This window comes from Nigerium massiliense, assembly GCF_000826085.1.
Lineage (GTDB): Bacteria > Actinomycetota > Actinomycetes > Propionibacteriales > Propionibacteriaceae > Propioniciclava > Propioniciclava massiliense.
The window spans coordinates 139,178-157,405 of record NZ_CCYM01000003.1; the positions used below are offsets into that span (position 1 = coordinate 139,178).

At 69.2% G+C, this 18,228-nt stretch carries 14 protein-coding genes and 1 pseudogene; 4 read left to right on the plus strand and 11 right to left on the minus strand.

Annotated features, from left to right (window positions below; genetic code table 11):
* Position 1: 1 nt before the first annotated feature.
* The 3 genes from BN1187_RS07035 to mce all read right to left on the minus strand — a co-directional run bounded on the left by BN1187_RS07035 (position 2) and on the right by mce (position 3,051).
* The gene (locus BN1187_RS07035; RefSeq protein WP_052462463.1) at positions 2-1,108 is read right to left on the minus strand and encodes an AI-2E family transporter; all 1,107 of its coding nucleotides are present in this window, start codon (positions 1,106-1,108) and stop codon (positions 2-4) included.
* Positions 1,105-2,484, minus strand: coding sequence for a DivIVA domain-containing protein (locus tag BN1187_RS07040; RefSeq protein ID WP_040160447.1), 1,380 nt, complete (start codon positions 2,482-2,484; stop codon positions 1,105-1,107). Before BN1187_RS07040 ends, BN1187_RS07035 begins: the two co-directional genes overlap by 4 nt.
* Before the next feature lie 120 nt (positions 2,485-2,604).
* Positions 2,605-3,051, minus strand: coding sequence for a methylmalonyl-CoA epimerase (gene mce / locus BN1187_RS07045; protein ID WP_040160449.1), 447 nt, complete (start codon positions 3,049-3,051; stop codon positions 2,605-2,607).
* A 166-nt stretch (positions 3,052-3,217) separates the two neighbouring features.
* Here mce and BN1187_RS14470 point away from each other — a divergent pair, with 166 nt between their 5' ends.
* On the plus strand, positions 3,218-3,373 hold the full coding sequence (locus BN1187_RS14470; RefSeq protein WP_173424973.1) for a hypothetical protein: 156 nt from the start codon (positions 3,218-3,220) through the stop codon (positions 3,371-3,373).
* Between the two features lie 3 nt (positions 3,374-3,376).
* Positions 3,377-3,928, plus strand: a complete 552-nt coding sequence (locus BN1187_RS07050) for a PH domain-containing protein (protein ID WP_040160451.1) — start codon at positions 3,377-3,379, stop codon at positions 3,926-3,928.
* 120 nt (positions 3,929-4,048) lie between these two features.
* Here BN1187_RS07050 and pgm read toward each other — a convergent pair whose 3' ends face one another.
* Positions 4,049-5,677, minus strand: coding sequence for a phosphoglucomutase (alpha-D-glucose-1,6-bisphosphate-dependent) (gene pgm, locus BN1187_RS07055; RefSeq protein ID WP_040160452.1), 1,629 nt, complete (start codon positions 5,675-5,677; stop codon positions 4,049-4,051).
* Between the two features lie 60 nt (positions 5,678-5,737).
* Between pgm and BN1187_RS07060 the strand changes: the two genes are divergently transcribed.
* Positions 5,738-6,661 carry a co-chaperone YbbN gene (locus BN1187_RS07060; protein ID WP_040160455.1) on the plus strand — a complete coding sequence of 308 codons (924 nt, stop codon included), beginning with the start codon at positions 5,738-5,740 and terminating at the stop codon, positions 6,659-6,661.
* Positions 6,662-6,731: 70 nt separating this feature from the next.
* On the opposite strand, the gene BN1187_RS07065 is transcribed toward BN1187_RS07060, so the two are convergent.
* Positions 6,732-7,634 (minus strand): alpha/beta fold hydrolase, encoded by a 903-nt coding sequence (locus BN1187_RS07065; RefSeq protein ID WP_040160457.1) that lies wholly within the window; start codon positions 7,632-7,634, stop codon positions 6,732-6,734.
* Between the two features lie 155 nt (positions 7,635-7,789).
* Here BN1187_RS07065 and BN1187_RS14265 point away from each other — a divergent pair, with 155 nt between their 5' ends.
* The gene (locus BN1187_RS14265) at positions 7,790-7,939 is read left to right on the plus strand and encodes a hypothetical protein (RefSeq protein WP_157754755.1); all 150 of its coding nucleotides are present in this window, start codon (positions 7,790-7,792) and stop codon (positions 7,937-7,939) included.
* A 52-nt stretch (positions 7,940-7,991) separates the two neighbouring features.
* Here BN1187_RS14265 and BN1187_RS07070 read toward each other — a convergent pair whose 3' ends face one another.
* From BN1187_RS07070 to glgX, 6 genes and pseudogenes are all read right to left on the minus strand, one after another.
* Entirely contained in the window at positions 7,992-8,789 is a 798-nt protein-coding gene (locus BN1187_RS07070; protein ID WP_052462465.1) for an NUDIX hydrolase, read from the minus strand.
* 4 nt (positions 8,790-8,793) lie between these two features.
* Complete coding sequence (glgB, locus tag BN1187_RS07075; protein ID WP_082034585.1) at positions 8,794-10,866, minus strand: 1,4-alpha-glucan branching protein GlgB; 2,073 nt, start codon at positions 10,864-10,866, stop codon at positions 8,794-8,796.
* Positions 10,867-10,868: 2 nt separating this feature from the next.
* On the minus strand, positions 10,869-12,173 hold the full coding sequence (locus tag BN1187_RS07080; RefSeq protein ID WP_040160462.1) for a hypothetical protein: 1,305 nt from the start codon (positions 12,171-12,173) through the stop codon (positions 10,869-10,871).
* 9 nt (positions 12,174-12,182) lie between these two features.
* Positions 12,183-13,814 (minus strand): maltose alpha-D-glucosyltransferase, encoded by a 1,632-nt coding sequence (gene treS / locus BN1187_RS07085; RefSeq protein ID WP_072042009.1) that lies wholly within the window; start codon positions 13,812-13,814, stop codon positions 12,183-12,185.
* A 14-nt stretch (positions 13,815-13,828) separates the two neighbouring features.
* Complete coding sequence (locus BN1187_RS07090; RefSeq protein ID WP_040160463.1) at positions 13,829-15,808, minus strand: maltotransferase domain-containing protein; 1,980 nt, start codon at positions 15,806-15,808, stop codon at positions 13,829-13,831.
* Positions 15,809-16,085: 277 nt separating this feature from the next.
* Positions 16,086-18,191 (minus strand): annotated as a pseudogene (glgX, locus tag BN1187_RS07095) (glycogen debranching protein GlgX); the annotation flags it as partial.
* Positions 18,192-18,228: the final 37 nt, after the last annotated feature.

The window sequence follows — 18,228 nt, forward strand, 5'->3', positions numbered from 1 at the left end:
GTCAGCGGGCGTCGAGGTGCGGGACGAGCACCTCGCGGTAGAGCAGCAGGAGCGACGCCACGGTCGGGATCGCCACCAGCGCGCCGATGATGCCGAACAGGAGCCCGCCCGAGATGGCGCCGAGGATGACCAGCACGCCGGGCACGTTCATCGAGCGGGAGAATACCCGCGGCTGGACGACGTAGGCGTCCAACTGCTGGTAGATGAGGAAGTAGGCGAGCACGATCGCACCGGCGGTCGGGGACGAAGAGAACGCCACGATCGAGACGATGATCATCGCGCACGTCGACCCCACGACGGGGATGAACGCGAAGATCGCCACCAGCACGGCCAGGGCCAGCGCGTACTGCGCCAGCCCGACGGAGTACATCACGATCGTCGAGCCCACGGCCCACAGCGTCACGACGAGGAACATGCCGGTGATGTAGGCGCCGATGCGGCGGAACATCTCGTTGGCCAGGTAGCGCACCCGCGGGCGACGCGACGCCGGGGCGAGCTGGTAGACGGTGGCTTTGATCGACGGCAGGGAGGCCAGGAAGTACAGCGTCAGCACCAGCGTCATGATCACCGAGAACACGGTGTCGGCGACGAGCCGGCCGGCCCCGACGAGGCCGCCGAACATCGTCGTCAGCCACGTGCCGGAGGTGATGAACTGCGTCGCCTTGTCGATCACGCCGTAGCGCGCGTCGAGGCCGGCGATCTGACGGTTCTCCCGCAGCGCCTGCAGGAAGCCGGGGGTGTTGGTGATGAGGTTGGCGATCTGCTCGTTGAGCAGCGGCAGCACCGCCCACAACGCCAGCGCCACGGCGGCGAGCACCGCGATGACGATCGCGAGCACCGCCAGCGCGCGCGGAAGACCCCGCCGGTTCAGCCACTCGACACCCGGGTTGAGGCCGAGCGCGAGGAACAGGCTGAACAGCACCACCAGGACGATGTTCTGCAGGGCGATGAGCGCGGTGATCAGCGCCAGCGCGAAGACGCCGCCGAGGACGCCCAGGAACCCGATCTGCAGCGGCGAGCGGTGAAGCAGGCTGACCGGCGCAGGGCCGGGGGAGGCGTTGACGCCCGCCGGCGGCGTCGAACCCGGCAGAGCGGGGTCGCTCGTCACCCCAGGCGGCTTTCGCTGACGTCAGGGGAGTTGTCGGTGGAGTCGACGATCTCGACCTCGTCGACGGTGCCCTTGCCTTCGGACGGCTCCTCGATGAGCTCGGCAAGGTCGGTGTTGCTCTCCTCCTCGGGGAACTCGAGCGCGGTGAGGTTGGCCAGGCTCGACAGGTTGTTGAGCTGGGCGACGAGTGCCTCCTTGCGCTGGCGCAGCAGGTTCTGTTCGCGCTTGAGCTGCTCGGTACGGCGCAACAGCTCGCCCTCGGTGCGCTGCCAGTGCTCGTCGGCGTTGTGCCGGGCCTGAGCGACGATCGCGGCCGCCTCGTTGATGCTGTCGGCCTTGATGCGCTCCGCCTCGGCGTACACGGACTGCTGCCGGCGGCGGAGCTCCTCGGACGCGGCGGCCAGCTTCTCCTGGAGGTCGTCGGACTGACGGCGTGCGTCGGTGACCATTCCGGCGAGCTGGTCGCGCAACTCGCGCTGCTGCACCTCGAGGGCGGCGAGCGACTCGTCGCGCTCGGCGGCGACCTCGGCGCGGATCTGGTTGGCGTCCGCGTTGGCTCGGTCGCGGACCGCGGCGACCTCGTCGGCCAGCCGGGCCCGCGTTTCGGCGACGTCGGCCTTGGTCTGGTTGCGCAGGGCGGCGACCTCGGCGTTGACCATGTTGCGCAGCTCGACCACTTCGGCGTCGGCGGCGGCGCGGGCTTCCTGGACGGCCTGGGCGGTGTCGGCCCGCAAGGCGTTCGTCTCACGGGTGACCCGGTCAGTGAGCTGGGCGGCCTCGTGCTCGGCCTTCTGCACGATGTGGGCGGCCTCGGCGCGAGCGGCCTCGATCATGGCGTTGGCCTGCTGCTGCGCGTCCGCAATCACCATCGCGCGGTGCTTGTCGACGGCCTCGCGGAGGCCCTGGGCCTCGACGCGGGCGGCCTCCAGCTCGGCGGTGGTCTGGTCCTGCAGCTCCAGGCGCAGAGACTTGAGCTCGTCGATGCCGGACCGGCGGGCATGGTCGGTCTCCTGCAGGGCCTCGGAGCGCGTGCGCTCGGCCTCGTCGCGCGCCTGGGACACCAGGCGGTCGGCCTCGTTCTGCGCCTTGACCACCAGGTCGTTCGCCTGGGACTCGGCGACGCGCAGCAGGGAGGCGGTGTGGCCGCCCAGCTTCGAGAAGTCGGTGTCGTCGCTGCGCAGGTTCGCGGCGGTCAGCTCCTTCTGCACCTCGCGGTACTGGTGCTTGGCGCGGGAGAGTTGCTGCTCGAGGTCGCGGACGTAGTCGTCCACCACCTTCTTGTCGTAGCCCAGCATGGCGTTGGGGAACCCTCGGACGGCCGAAGCCTTTTCGTCGAACAGGTCGAGGCCGTCGGAGTTGGACTGGTTCTGGGTCACGGATTTCCCCTTGGAGGTGGCGCTGTCGTCAATGCTGGATTCTACTGGGTTGGCGACACGTTCTCACCGATCACACGCGCAGATCCCCGGCCGTGGCGGCCGGGGATCTACGAGGACGCGTCAGTGCGCGGCGTTCTTGTTGGGCTCGACGAGTTCGAGCAGGACGCCGCCGGTGTCCTTGGGGTGGCAGAAGTTGATGCGGGAATCCGCCGTGCCGCGGCGCGGCTCCGGGTAGAGCAGGCGGACGCCGCGCTCCTTCAGCGTCTCCATCACCTGATCGAGGTCGCGGACGCGGTAGGCGAGTTGCTGCATGCCGGGGCCGTTCTTGCCGATGAACTTGGCGATCGTGGAGCTCTCGTTCAGCGGGGCGAGGAGTTGGATCTGGGCGTTCTCCGGGCCCTGGTCGCCGGTGCCGATCATCGCCTCCTCGACACCCTGCTCCTCGTTCTTCTCGCGGTGCAGTTCGCGCCAGCCCATCACCTCGGTGTGGAACTTGATGGCCTCGTCCAAGTCGGGAACAGCGAGACCAACGTGATCAATGCAGACAAACAGATCGGAGTTATCCATGCCTTCACTTTGGCACAGCCGACCGGCGGTGGCTGGGGTTGGACGAACTCGTAGCCAACCTGCAACGGCGTGGACGCATCGTCGGCGCGTCCCGGGGGCGACCCGGGGCGGGGTGGGGCATCATGGACGTGCGTACGCCTGATGCCACTCTTCCCTAGGGGCCACGATGTCGAAGTTTCTCAAGACTCTTCTGTTGGCGCTTCTCGTCGCGTTCTTGTTGTACTATCTGTACACGCGCCCCGAGGAGGCCGCGAACTTCATCCGGGGCATCTTCGGCATCTTCGATTCCATCGGGCGATTCTTCGACTCGCTCGCGAGGTGACGCGTGGCGCTCGACCTGTCGCGGCTGCTGTGGCCGCAGACGTCGCGCCGCATGCTCGTCAGTGAAGGCGAGTTCATCGTCGACGAGGTGATGCGGCACTGGGTCACCCTGATCGTGCCCGTCCTGCTGGTCATCGCCGGGATGGTCGTTTTCGCCTGCATGCCGCTGCTGGGTCCGCTGTGGTGGCTCGGCCTGGTCGCGGGGCTGGGCCTGGGCGGCTACGGGTTCTACCGCATGCACTACGAGTACATGGATCGCTTCGTCATCACGAACATGCGCGTGTTCCGGGTGCACGGCATCTTCAACCAGCACCTCGCGACCGTCCCGATCGCCCGCATCCTCGACATCTCAGTGCTGCAGCCGCCGCTCGGGCTGCTGCTGGGCTATGGCCACTTCGTCTTCGAGAGCGCCGCGCAGGACCAGGGCCTCAAGCGCATCGAGTTCGTCCCCAACATCGACGAGCGCGACCTGACGATCCAGCGGGTCATCCAGCGCGCCGGCCTGCGGGCCCGGATGGACTGGCCCGACGCCGACGAGGACGACGGCGCGAGCTGACCGGCATCGGCGTCCGTCCGGCGGCGGCGCCGGCCCACCCGACGATCACCCGGCAGGGCCCACACCGACAACGGCGCCCGACCCCGCAGGGGGCCGGGCGCCGCTGCGCCGGGAGGGGGATCAGCCGAGGACGGCGTCCACGACCTCCTTGGCCTCCTTCTGCACCTGGGCGAGGTGATCGGCGCCCTTGAACGACTCGGCGTAGATCTTGTAGACGTCCTCGGTGCCGGACGGACGAGCCGCGAACCACGCGGACTCCGTCACCACCTTGAGCCCGCCGATCGGGGCGTCGTTGCCGGGGGCGTTGGTGAGCTTCGCCGTGATGGGCTCGCCCGCCAGCTCGGTCGCCTCGACGTCCTCAGGCGACAGCTTGCCCAGCTTGGCCTTCTGCTCGCGGCTCGCCGGGGCGTCCACGCGGGCGTAGGCCGTCTTGCCGAACTCGTTCTCCAGCTCGGCGTAGTGCTGCGACGGGGTCTTGCCGGTCGAGGCGAGGATCTCGGACGCCAGCAGGTCGAGGATGATGCCGTCCTTGTCGGTGGTCCAGGTCTGGCCGTCCAGGGTGAGGAAGGACGCGCCCGCGGACTCCTCCCCGCCGAAGCCGATCGAGCCGTCCGACAGTCCCGGCACGAACCACTTGAAGCCGACCGGCACCTCGACGAGCAACTTGTCCAGCTTCTTGGCGACGTTGTCGATCATCGAGCTCGACACCAGCGTCTTGCCGATGCCGGCCTCGGGGTTCCAGCCGTCGCGGTGGCTGAACAGGTACTGGATCGCCACGGCGAGGTAGTGGTTCGGGTTCATCAGGCCGGCGTCGGGCGTCACGATCCCGTGGCGGTCGGAGTCGGCGTCGTTGCCGTGGCTGAGATCGTACTTGTCGCGATTCTCGATCAGCGACGCCATGGCGTACGGGCTGGAGCAGTCCATGCGGATCTTGCCGTCCCAGTCGAGCGTCATGAACGGCCAGCGCGGGTCGATCGTCGGGTCGATGACGCTCAGGCCGAGGTCGAACTTGTCGGCGATGTACTCCCAGTACTGCGCCGACGCGCCGCCGAGCGGATGGGCGCCGATGTTGAGCCCGGCCCCCCGGATCACGTCGAGCTGGACGACGTTGGAGAGATCCTCGCAGTACGGCGTGCGGTAGTCGAAGCGGGTGATCTCCTTCTCGACCGTTTCGTAGGGCGAGCGGGCGATGCTCTTCCAGTTGCCCAGCAGCTCGTTCGCGCGGGCGGCGATCACCTTCGTGGCGTCCGAGTCGGCGGGGCCGCCGTGCGGCGGGTTGTACTTGAAGCCGCCGTCGGTGGGCGGGTTGTGCGACGGGGTGACGACGATGCCGTCCGCGCGGGGGCCGTCGTTGTCGCGGTTGTAGACGATGATCGCGCGCGAGACCGCAGGGGTCGGGGTGTACTCGTCCTCACGCTCCGCGCGCACATCGATGCCGTTGGCGTGCAGCACCTCCAGCGCCGTCTTCCACGCCGGCAGCGACAACCCGTGGGTGTCCTTGCCGATGAACAGGGGACCGGTGGTGCCCTGGGTGGCGCGGTATTCCACGATCGCCTGGGTGGTCGCCGCGATGTGCGCCTCGTTGAAGGCGGTCTTGAGGGACGATCCGCGGTGCCCCGAGGTGCCGAACACGACCATCTGGTCGGGGTTGCTGGGGTCGGGTACGAGGTCGTAGTACGCGCCGATCACGGCGTCGTAGTCGATGAGGTCTTCCGGCCGGGCCGGCTGTCCTGCGCGTTCATGAGCCATGGGCCCATCTAACCGCTTCCCGCGCAGAGCGTGTAGGTGCCCCGGTGCAACAATGGACCCATGAATGCAGCAAACTTCGATTCCTCGCGCGCGATGGACCTGTCCGGGCTCGCCAACGCGGCCAAGGCGGGCACGGGGGGCTCCCCGTCCGCGCCCTCGGGTGGGTCCTACGTCGTCGAGGCGGACGCCCGATCGTTCGAGCAGTACCTCGGACGGTCGATGCAGTACCCGCTCGTCGTCGAGTTCTATTCGCCGCGGGCCAACGCCCAGCAGGTCTCGGACGATCTCGTCGCGCTCGCGAACGCCGCGCGCGGCAAGTACCTCCTGGTGCGCCTCAACGTGGACGCCAACCCGCAGATCGCCGGCGCCCTGGGCGTCCAGGCTGTCCCGATGGTGGTCGGCGTGATCGGTGGCCAGCTCGCTCCTCTGTTCCAGGGCACCGCAGACAAGGCGCACGCCGCGCAGATGATCGACGAACTGCTGAAGGTCGCCGTGGCCAACGGCATCGTCGGCCAGGCCCAGCCGGTCTCCGGACCCGCGGACGGCTCCGGCGAGGCAGAGCCCGCCGGCCCGGACCCCCGCTTCGCCGCCGCGGACGAGGCCATGGCCGCTGGGGACTTCGAGAAGGCCGTCGCCGAGTTCGACAAGATCCTCGCCGAGACCCCGAACGACCCCGATGCCACCGCCGGACGCAACGGCGCGCAGCTCCTCGCCCGCCTGGGCGACCAGAACCCGCAGGACGTCCTCGCTCGGGCGCAGGCGGCGCCCGGCGACGTCGAGGCCCAGCTCGCGGCCGCCGACGTCGAGCTCGCGGGCGGACGCCCCGAGGCCGCCTTCGCGCGGCTGATCGAGGTCGTTCGCAACACCGCCGGCGACGAGCGTGACCGCGTCCGGGTGCGGCTGCTGGAGCTGTTCGACACCATCGGCAACACCGACCCCGCCGTGCTCAAGGCGCGCCGTGACCTGATGGCCGCGCTGTACTGACCTGGCGATCCCGACGGCCGGGCGTCCCCGCGGGGGTGCTCGGCCGTCGCCCTGTCCGGGCCCGGTCAGATCAGCGGCGTCCGAGCGAGGCGACGAAGCCGGCGACGGCGGGCTCGACGACGTCGGGGCGGTCCCGCTGTACCCAGTGCGCGGCGCCGTCCACGAGCAGGAGCCGCCCACGGGGCATCGCATCGGCGGCCGCTCGCGCGCGGAAGGCGGGGACCCCGGGATCGAGGCCGCCCTGCACGAAGAGCGCGGGGACGCCGATCTCGGGCAGGCGGGCGGAGAAGTCGGTCCTGTTGCGGCGCGGGCCCACCTCGTCGCGCTGGAACTCGGCGAAGGCCCGACCCGCCGCCGGCGACGCGCCGGCGGCCATGACCGCGTCCAGCAGCTGCTCGCTTCGGCGGGCCGGGTCACCGATGAGGTTGCCCAGGGACGCCCGCGTGAGGCGACGGCTGCGCAGGAACAGCGGCGTGAGCCGATCGAGAATCCCCGACTGGATCGAGGCCCAGCTCAGCGCCTGCGTGAGCGGCGCCGTCCAGCCCCGCCCCATCGACGGCACGATCCCGTACGGCGCGAACAACAGGAGCCCGACGATTCCGTCGGGGTGGTCGAGCGCCTGGCCGAGGGTGAGCGCGCCGCCGAGCGAGATGCCGCCCAGGACGTAGCGGTCGCGCACGCCGGCCGCGGCGACGAAGGCGTCCACATAGCCGACGAGGTTCGCGACGGTGGAGGGCCATGGGGCCGCGGGGCTGTGGCCGTAGCCGGGGTGGTCGGGGGCCACGACGTGGTGACCGGCCGCGGCGAGGGCCGGGCCGAGCGAACCCCACGACAGCGCCGCGTTGTCGACGCCGCCGCCGTGCAGTAGCACGACCGTCTCGCCGTGCCCCGGCTCGCCCCAGGCGAGGAACGAGACCGGGCCCCACGGCAGGGCGACCTCGGCGCGGTGTGCGGGAGGGAACGCGTCCGTCATGGCACCGACGCTAGCAGCGGCCCGCGACGCCAAGCCGTACAACCCAATTTCGGGAAACCCGCGGGGTTCGCGCGCAAACCTCGCGTCAGTTGTCGACGAGTTGCAATATTTCTTGTCTTCTTGACTCATTGCTGGATATGATGGAGACACTCCGGATGGACGCGACGACGGACGGCCGTCGTCGGCTGGAGCAGAACAACAGAAGGAATGCGTTGCACATCATCAACGTCGCCCACACGATGTACCGGGATTGGATCCGCGACAACGCGGTCCACGCTGCCGCGATGGACTACCCGAGGGATTGATCCGTCGCCCGATCGAAACTGCGCCCTTCGCCCCACGGCGAGGGGCGCTTTGTCAATCCCCGGGGGCGGCGATGGTGACGCCGGCCTCGCTGTAGGCGGTGACGCCGCGCTCGTGGGCGGCGAGAGCGGAGAACAGGCGACGGGCGCCGAAGTCGGTCATGGTGGGAGCGGCCTCCTCGGGGGACAGCCAGTGCACGGCCCGGATCTCCAGGCCGTCGGGCCGGATCCGCTCCTTGTCGTCCTCGGAGAGCACGGGGCACCCGAAGACGAGCTCGAGCGCGTCCTCCCAGCCGAGATAAGGGCGCAGCCAGTCGATGAGCAGCACCCGGTCGGGCTCGAACGCGACGCCCAGCTCCTCGATCATCTCTCGCAGGACGCCGTCGCGCGGCGACTCCAGCGGCTCGACGATGCCGCCGGGCAGTTCGTAGTCGGGCTTGAACGTGGTCTCGCACAAGGCGACGCGCCCGGCCCCGTCGAGCAGCAGCACGTGCGCGATCAGCCGCTTGCGCGGCAGGACGGCGCTCATCACCGACGTGAAGCGTTCGCGTCCCTCGGTGGCGTCGCTCGCCAGTAACGCGTAGTGAGCCCGGTCCGCCCACGCGCCGTCGGGGAGCTCGTCCTCGTGCCGCGCGAGACCCTCGAACCGGAAGCCGGCGCGGTGCAGGACGCGGCGGGTTTCCCCGTCGGCGGCGGGGACGCTCACGGTCAGGCGATGCACGCCCTGGGCGAACGCGTCGTCGACGGCCCTCGGCAGGACGGACGCGAGAGCGGCCGGGTCGGGAGAACCGTCCCAGGTGAGGATCCCGGCGGGACCCTGCACCTGGAGCTGCACCTCGACCCGGCCGCTCACCTGGTCACTCAGGATCGACGTTGGTCACGACGCCGGGGCCGGAGACCGCCTTGTCCTGCTGCTGCTGCTTCTCCGGCTGGGCCGCGTCGGACGCGTCGACGTCCTTCGTCGGTTCCGACAGGTCGGAGTTGCCCTCGGCCTTGCTGGTGTCTTCGCTCACAGTTTCCTCCTTGGTGGTGTCGGTGTCGGGGTCGTAACGGAAGAACACGGCGCCCAGCGGCGGGACCTGCACCAGGGCGCTGTTGTCGAACCCGTTGTGCGGATCCGGCGTCGCGATGATACGTCCCATGTTGCCGGTGCCGCCGGAGCCGTCGTAGATGGTGGCATCGCTGTTGAAGATCTCGGTCCAGGTGCCGGCGTGCGGCAGGCCGATGCGGTAGTCGTTCCACGCCTCGGAGCTGAAGTTCACCATGACGGCGATCTCCTGGCCCTCGCCGTCGCTGCGGATCCAGCTGAAGGTGTTGGCGCCGGCGTCGTCCGCGTTGATCCAGCGGAAGCCCTTCGGGTCGGAGTCCAGGCGCCACAGCGCCGGGTGCTCCTTGTAGATCGCGTTGAGGTCCTTGATCATGCGCTGCAGGCCGTGGTGGCCCCACAGGTCGGTGACCCACCACTCGAGGCTGGCTTCCTCGTTGAACTCGCTGCGCTGGCCGAACTCCTGGCCCATGAACAGCAGCATCTTGCCGGGGAACGACCACATGTAGGAGTAGAAGGCGCGCAGGGTGGCGAACTTGCGCCAGTCGTCCTGCGGGATCTTGTTGATCATCGACCCCTTGCCGTGGACGACCTCGTCGTGGCTGATCGGCAGGATGAAGTTCTCCGTGTACTGGTAGACCATCGCGAAGGTCATCTCGTTGTGGTGGTACTGACGGTGGATCGGCTCCAACGCCAGGTACCGCAGGGTGTCGTTCATCCACCCCATGTTCCACTTGAAGCCGAAGCCCAGGCCGCCGAAGTTGGTCGGCCGGGTGATGCCCGGGAACGACGTCGACTCCTCCGCGATCATGATGACGCCGGGCTCGCGCTCGTAGAGGTGCTTGTTGACGTAGCGCAGCAGGTCGATCGCCTCGAGGTTCTCGTTGCCGCCGTAGCGGTTCGGCACCCACTGGCCCGGCTCGCGGGAGTAGTCGAGGTACAGCATCGAGGCGACGGCGTCCACGCGCAGCGCGTCGATGTGGAACTCCTTGATCCAGTACAGCGCGTTGGAGACCAGGAACGACTTGACCTCGTTGCGGCCGAAGTTGAAGACGTATGTGCCCCAGTCCCTCTGCTCGCCCTGACGGGGGTCCGCGTGCTCGTACAGGTGCGTCCCGTCGAAGAAGCCGAGCGCCCACTCGTCCTTCGGGAAGTGGCCGGGCACCCAGTCGAGGATGACGCCGATGCCAGCCTTGTGCAGCCGCTCGATGAGGTAACGGAACTCGTCGGGACGCCCCAGACGAGACTGTGGCGCGAAGTAGTTGGTGACCTGGTAGCCCCAGGACGGGACGAACGGGTGCTCGGCGACCGGCATGAACTCGACGTGCGTGTAGCCCTGCCACTTCACGTAGTCGACGAGCTCGTCGGCGAGGTCAAGGTAGGTCTTCCCCTTGCGCCAGCCGCCCAGGTGCACTTCGTAGATCGACATCGCCGACTGGTGGTGCGTCTTGAGCGCGCGCTGGGCGAGCCACTCGTCGTCGCTCCAGACGTACTTGCTCTCGTAGACGATGGAGCTGTTGGCCGGGGCCTGCTCGGCGAACCGGGCCATCGGGTCCACCTTCTCGCGCCAGACCCCGTCGGCGCCGAGGATGTTGTACTTGTACAACGTCCCCTCGCCGACACCTTCGATGAAGGTGGCCCACACGCCGGAGCCGGGCACGAGCGTCATCGCGTCGCCCGTCCACCAGTTGAAGTCGGCGTTCACGCGGACGGCCTGCGCGTTGGGCGCCCAGACGGCGAACCGGGTGCCGGTCACCTCACCGCGCTCGTCGTCGTGGATCGTCACGACGTGGGACCCGAGCCGGCGCCACACCTCCGTGTCACCGCCGCTGTGGAATCCCTCCAGGTCCCAACCAGTGAGGCCACCGTGGATGTCGTTCGCCATCGTTACTCCTTGTCCTCACTCTGGATAGAGGCTCGTCGGGCTTGCTCCATGACCGCTCGCATGGGGATGGACACCCAGTCGGGACGGTTCCTCGTCTCGTACACCACCTCGTAGATCGCCTTGTCGATCTCGTAGGCGTCCAACAACGCTGCTGGTCGATTCAGGCCCCCACAGTATCCGGTCAGGAATGCCTCGCGGGAGGTGCGCGACCAACTCGTTGCGGCCTCGGATTCGGGCCGCGGATGGGCGCTGCGCACGTAGTCGAACGACCGCAGCATGCCGGCCACATCGCGCCACGGGGAATCGGGCTCGCGGCGCTCGGCCGCGCTCTTGGCGGGCTCTCCCTCGAAGTCGATGATCGTCCAGCGGCCGTCCGCCCCGGCCAGGGTCTGGCCGAGGTGGAAGTCCCCGTGGACGCGCTGGACGGCCACGTCCGTGCCGGCCAGACCCGCGAAGCCGGCGGCCAGGGCGTCGCGGTGCGGCGCGAGCACGTCCGCCGCGCGGATCGCCTCGTCGAGGCGCCGGGTCATCGTGGCCGCGACGTCGGAGCCGGGCACCGTCGCGGTGGGGAAGCGCGTGCGCAGCTCGTCGTGGACGCGGCGCAGGCTACGACCCAGCTCGGCGGCGCGGTCGGCGAAGTCCTCGCCCGCGGCGCAGGCTGCGGTGGCGAGTTCCCAGCCGTCGGTGACGTCGGCCACCTTCTCGATCACCATGCCGAGGTCGGTGACCTGGCCGACCGGCCAGGCGCCGGTGAGGCGTCCGAACAGGGCCGGGGTGGCGGCGGGCGTCCCGTCGAGGGCGGTGAGCACCTCGGCGTCCAGGTTGGGGCCGGGCTCGACCTTGCGGAACAGCTTGAACAGGGCGCTGCCGCCCAGGACGATCGTCGTGTTCGACTGCTCGCCGCGCCACACCCTCGCCGCCGCGAGATCGTCGGCCGTGAGCGCGCGGTTCCACGTCATGTGCCCCCCGGGATTCTCCGCGACCGCCGTGACGAACGCGAGGACCGCCTGCGGGTCCTCGGTGGCGTCCGTGGCGGCCACCTGGCCCAGGCCGGGCACCTCGACGGTGGCCAACGGCTTGGCGACGTCCGCGGCCGGGCGGTAGGCGGCGAGCAGGTGGTAATGCTCGGTGCGGCCGTCGTCGTAGGAGAGCGTCGCGATCTCGCTCCGGACGGCGGGCCATACGCCCGGGGCGGTGGAGAAGGGCAGCGGCGCCAGCTCGGTGATGCGGCCGGGCGAGCCCTTGCCGCCGAACCAGCGGACGCCTTGCAGATGGTTCCACCACGCGGTGGACAGGTCAGCGGTCATGGAGATTCCTCACACCGTCAGCCACGAGAACCCGTAGGCGGGCAGGGTCACCCGGTACGGCTCGCTGGTGATCTCCGCGGGCTCGGTGCCCAGGGCGCTGCCGAACAGCGGTTCGGGCCGGCGCCCGGCCCACGCGGAGAGGTTCACCTCGACGGTCAATTCTTCGTCGGTCAAGTTGTTGAAGGACAAGACGGTGGTGTCCTCGTGCCGGCGGGCGAACGAGAACATCTGGTGCGAACCGCCCAGGTCGCTGAATTCGCCCAGCCCGAACTCGAGGTGCTCGCGGCGCAGGGCCAGCACGCCCTGCAGCCAGTTGAGAAGCGAGTCGGGATCGTCCCGCTGGGCGGCGACGTTCACCGCCGCGGGCGCGTACTCCTCGTCGTCGATCACCGGGTAGGGGAAGAGCTCTTCCTCGGCTTCGGAGAAGCCCGCGCCGGGGGCGTCCGTCCACTGCATCGGCGTGCGGACGCCGTCGCGGTCGGCCAGCCAGATGTTGTCGCCCATGCCGATCTCGTCGCCGTAGTAGAGCACCGGCGACCCCGGCAGGGCCAGCAGCATGGCGTGCAGCAGCCGGATGCGGCGCTGGTCGTTGCCCATCAGCGGCGCGAGCCGGCGTCGGATCCCCAGGTTGCAGCGCATGCGGGGGACCGGCGCGTACTCGTGCCACATGTATTGGCGTTCGTCCTCGGTCACCATCTCGAGCGTGAGCTCGTCGTGGTTGCGCAGGAACGTGCCCCACTGGCAGCCCGGAGGGATCGCGGGGGTGTCGGCCAGGATCTGGCTGATCGACTCGCGCGAGCCGCGCCGCAGCCCCATGTAGAGCCGCGGCATCACGGGGAAGTGGAACGCCATGTGGCACTCGTCGTCGTCGCCGAAGTACTCGATGACGTCGCTCGGCCACTGGTTCGCCTCGCACAGCAGGATCGCGCCCGGGAACTCCTCGTCCACCATCGCACGCACCTGCTTGAGGACGGCGTGCGTGCCCGGCAGGTTCTCGCAGTTCGTCCGGTCGGCCTCGATGAGGTAGGGGACGGCGTCCAGGCGGAACCCGTCGAAGCCCAGCTCCAGCCAGAAGCGGATGGCGGCCTGGATGTCGGCCAGCACCGCCGGGTTCTCGAAGTTGAGGTCGGGTTGGTGCCCGTAGAACCGGTGCCAGAAGTACTGCCCGCGCACCGGGTCGTAGGTCCAGTTCGACTCCTCCGAGTCGATGAAGATGATCCGGGCGTCCTCGTACTCGGTCGGCTCGTCGCGCCACACGTAGTAGTCGCCGTAGGGCCCTTCCGGGTCGGACCGCGACGCCTCGAACCACGGGTGGGCGTCCGAGGTGTGGTTCATGACGAAGTCGGAGATGACCCGCATGTCCCGCTTGTGCGCCTCGTCGATCAGCGTGCGCAGGTCGTCGAGGGTGCCGAGTTCGGGCTGGACGTCGAAGTAGTCCTCGACGTCGTAGCCGCCATCGCGCAGCGGGGACGGGAAGAACGGCGGTAACCACAGGCAGTCGATGCCCAGCCAGGCCAGGTAATCGAGCTTGGACGTCAGCCCCGCGAGGTCGCCGATGCCGTTGCCGTCCGCGTCCGCGAACGAGCGCACCAGTACCTCGTAGAAGACTGCCGTCTTGAACCAATCGGGTTCGGCGGTCATGGATCCTTCCGTGCTCAAAGGACGTGCAGGATGTGCGCCGGCTGCGACGGGCTGAGCCGGACGAAGTTGCGCTGCCCCCAGGTGAACGTCGCGCCGGTCAACTCGTCGCGCAGCGGCAGCGGGGCGTCCTCGGCCAGGCCGATCGCGTCCATGTCGACGAAGACCTCGCCCTCGACCGTGCTGGTCTGGTCGACCGACACGATCGTCAGGACGCAGTCGTCGCCGTCCACCTTCGAGTAGGCGATCAGCGCCGGGTGGCTGGTGCGGTGGAAGTCGATGCGACGCAGCTGCTGCAGGGCGGGATGCGCGCGGCGGATGCTGTTCAGCGTGCCCATCAGCAGGTTCAGGTTCGGCTCGGCGCTGTAGTCACGCGGCCGGTACTCGTACTTCTCGGAGTTGCGGTACTCCTCGCCGCCCGGCTTGAGCGGCTCGTGCTCGAACAACTCGAACCCGGAGTAGACGCCCCACGACGGGGACAGCGTCGCGGCCAGGATCGCCCGGATCGCGAACGCCGAGGGGTTCCCCGTCTGGAGGTAGAACGGGTTGATGTCGGGGGTGTTGACGAAGAAGTTGGGCCGGTAGAAGGCGTCCATCTCCCGCGACAGCTCGAGCAGGTACTCCTGGAGCTCCTCGGTGGTGTCGCGCCACGTGAAGTAGGTGTAGCTCATGTGGAAGCCGACCTTGCCGAGCGTGTGCATCATCGCCGGCTTGGTGAATGCCTCGGCGAAGAAGAGCACGTCGGGGTCGGTCTCGCGCAGCTCCCGCATGAGGCGGTCCCAGAACGAGACGGCCTTGGTGTGCGGGTTGTCGACGCGGAAGATGCGCACCCCGTGATCCATCCACAGGCGCAGCACCCGCATGACCTCGGTGAAGATCGCCTCGGGGTCGTTGTCGAAGTTGATCGGGTAGATGTCCTGGTACTTCTTCGGCGGGTTCTCGGCGTAGGCGATGGTGCCGTCGAGGCGGGTGGTGAAGAACTCCGGGTGCTCGGTGACCCACGGGTGATCGGGGGACGCCTGAAGCGCGAAGTCGAGCGCGATCTCCAGCCCGAGCTCCTTGGCGTGCGCGACGAGCCGGTCGAAGGACTCGAAGTCGCCCAGGTCGGGATGGATCGCGTCGTGCCCGCCGGCGGCGTTACCGATGGCCCACGGCGAGCCCGGATCTTCGGGGCTCGGGTCGAGGGAGTTGTTCTTGCCCTTCTTGAAGGCGTCGCCGATGGGGTGGATCGGCGGGAAGTAGACGACGTCGAAGCCCATGGCCGCGATCTCGTCCAGGCGCTTGCTGGCGGTGTCGAAGGTGCCGGAGTGCCAGTGGCCGTCCTCGTCCTGGTAGGCGCCCTCGGAGCGCGGGAAGAACTCGTACCAGGAGCCGTACAGGGCGCGGCGGCGGTCGACCCAGATCGGGTAGTCGCGCGTGGGGGTCACGAGCTCGCGCGGGCCGAACTTGCGCATCGAGGCGTTGAGGCCGGCGGCGGTCGCGACGTCGAGCAGGTCGGTGGCCTCGCGCTGCGGGATCAGCAGCGCGGCGGTGGCCCGCAGGATGGACGCCTCGACCGGGTCGCCGAGCTCGTCGGCACGCTGAGCGGTCTTCTCCAAGAGGTCGCGGCCCTCCAGGCACACCAGCTCGACGTCGACGCCGACCGGGAGCTTCGCCTCGGCGTTGTGCAGCCAGGTGCCCCAGGGGTCGGACCAGCCCTCGACCCGGAACGACCAGGCGCCCTCGCGGTCGAGGCGAACCCAGGCTTCCCACGGGTCGAGGCCGCGGGGCTCCATGGCCGTCATGTCGTGCCGGGTCTCGTTGCCGTCCGGGTCGGTGAGGATCACGGACGCGTTGACCGCGTCGTGGCCTTCGCGGAAGACGGTCGCGCGGATCGGGATGAGCTCGTTGACGACGGCCTTGGCCGGATAGGCACCGCCCTCGACGACGGGGGAGACGCCGGTGACGGGGATGCGTCCGAAGCCGCGCGCGGGGGCGGAGGGCGTGGTCTGGGTCATGGCTCCAAGCTACTGCACCGGGTCGTCGGCAGGCCATCGTGGGACGCCGGCGAATGGACGATCGATTGCCCCCGCCGGCCAGCGCCGGCGGGGGCTTTCGGTCATCGGTTCACGAGGACGCTGGGGCGTCCCCGTCGGCGGGCTGCTGGGGCCCGTCCGGGACACTTTCGCTGGTCTCGGTGGACTGCGGCGCCTCGGCGTTCCCGTCCGGCGCCGCGTCGGTGGCCGCCGACGTGTCGTCGGACGCGGCGGCGTCCGCGGGCTCAGGCTCGGGCTCGGGTTCGGCCACGGAGCGGACGTCGGCCTGGAAGACCACCGTCGTGCGCGCCGGAACGCCGAGGGTCTGGCCGGGCGCCAGGTCGTCGGACGGCAGCTCGCCTTCGTTGCCGGTGTGCGCGACGACGCGGTAGCGGTCGCCCCAGTCGGAGCCCGGCAGCGTCAGGTTCGTTCCGTCGTAGCCGCCGTGGCAGAAGATGTAGAACGCCTCGTCACGGTCGCTGATGTACCAGCCGACCGTCCGACGTCCGCCGTCGTGCCAGTGCTCGACGCCCATCTCGACGCCCGCCTCGTTGAACCAGGCGGTCTCGGCGCGCTTGAGGCTGTGGCCGTCGGCGTCCAGCACCTCGTTGCGGGTGCGGAAGCGGGACGGGCGCAGGATCGGGTGCTCCTGCCGGAGCTTCAACAGCGTCCGGGTGAGCTCGAACTGGTCGCCCCAGCCGTCCAGGGTGTGCCAGTTGACCCACGAGAGCGGCGAGTCCTGGCAATAGGCGTTGTTGTTGCCGCCCTGGGTGCGTCCCATCTCGTCGCCCGCCACGATCATCGGCGTGCCCGCGCTGAGCAGCATCATCGCCATCATGTTGCGGACGGTGCGGTGCCGGTCCGCCTGGATCGTGCCGTCTTCGGTCTCGCCCTCGTAGCCGTGGTTCCAACTGGAGTTGTTGTCGGAGCCGTCGCGGTTGTTCTCGCCGTTGGCCTCGTTGTGCTTCAGGTCGTACGTGACGAGGTCGCGCATCGTGAAGCCGTCGTGCGCGGTGACGAAGTTGACCGACTCGGCCGGGGTGCGTCCGGGGGTCTCGTAGATGTCGGTCGACCCGGACACGCGCGTCGCGAGTTCCTGGACGCCGGACAGGGCGCCGCGCCAGAAGTCGCGGGTGAAGCTGCGGAACCGGTCGTTCCACTCGCCCCAGCCCGGGCCCCAGCGCCCGACCTGGTAGCCGTAGGGGCCCATGTCCCAGGGCTCGGAGATCATGACGATGCCGTCGAAGTCGGGGTCGGCGGCAACGCGCTTCTTGAACTCGTGGTTCTGGTCGACGTGGTGCTCCCCGTCGCGGATGACCGTGGTGCACAGGTCGAAGCGGAAGCCGTCCACGCCCATCTGTTTGACCCAGTACCGCATCGAGTCGAGGATCATGTCGAGGACGCCGCCCTCGGAGGAGTCCACCGCGTTGCCGCAGCCGGTGACGTCGTAGTCGTTGCGCAGGTCGTGGGTCAGCCGGTAGTACCCGGCGTGGTCGATGCCGCGGAAGCTCAGCGTCGGGCCCTCGTGGCCGCCCTCGGCGGTGTGGTTGTAGACCACGTCGAGGATCACCGAGATGCCCGCCTCGTGCAGCGTCGAGACCATCTGCTTGAACTCGGTGACCTGCTGCCCGAGCGTCCCGGTGGAGGAGTACGGGGCGTGCGGCGCGAAGAAGCCCAGCGTGTTGTAGCCCCAGTAGTTGGTCAGGCCGCGGCCGACGATGAAGGGCTCGGAGACGAAGTGTTGGATCGGGAGCAGCTCGATCGCGTTGACGCCCAGCGACTTCAGGTGGTCGACGACCGCCGGGTAAGCCAGGCCGGCGTAGGTGCCGCGCAGGTGCTCGGGCACCTGGGGATGCAGCTGGGTGTAGCCCTTCAGGTGCGTCTCGTAGATGACCATCTCGTCGAGGCTGGGACGGGACTCCATCGGCGTCGGGGGCTCGGTGTCGGCCACCACCACGCTCAGCGGGACCGCCGAGAACGAGTCGGTCGGATCGGGCAGGTAGTTGGACTCCTCCAGGTGGTCGCGGATCGGGCCGGAGTAGTCGACGCCGCCGGTGATCGCGCGGGCGTAGGGATCGAGCAGCAGGCGCGCCGGGTTGAAACGCTGGCCGGTCTCGGGGCTCCAGGGCCCGTGGACGCGGTAGCCGTAGCGCTGCTCGGCGCCGACGCCCTCGGCGAAGAAGTGCCAGACGCCGTCCGGTTCGCGCTCCATGTCGAAGTTCGTCTGGGAGCTGTCGTCGGCGACGAGGGCCAGCTCGACGCGGGTTGCCCGCGGAGCCCACAGGGCGAAATTCGTCCCGCCGTCGCTGACGTGAGCGCCGAGAACCGAGGAATCCTCCGGGGCGGGCAGTAGTGGTCGAGTCAAAATGGTTCTTTCGCTTGAGGTCGAGGTCGAGGTCGCG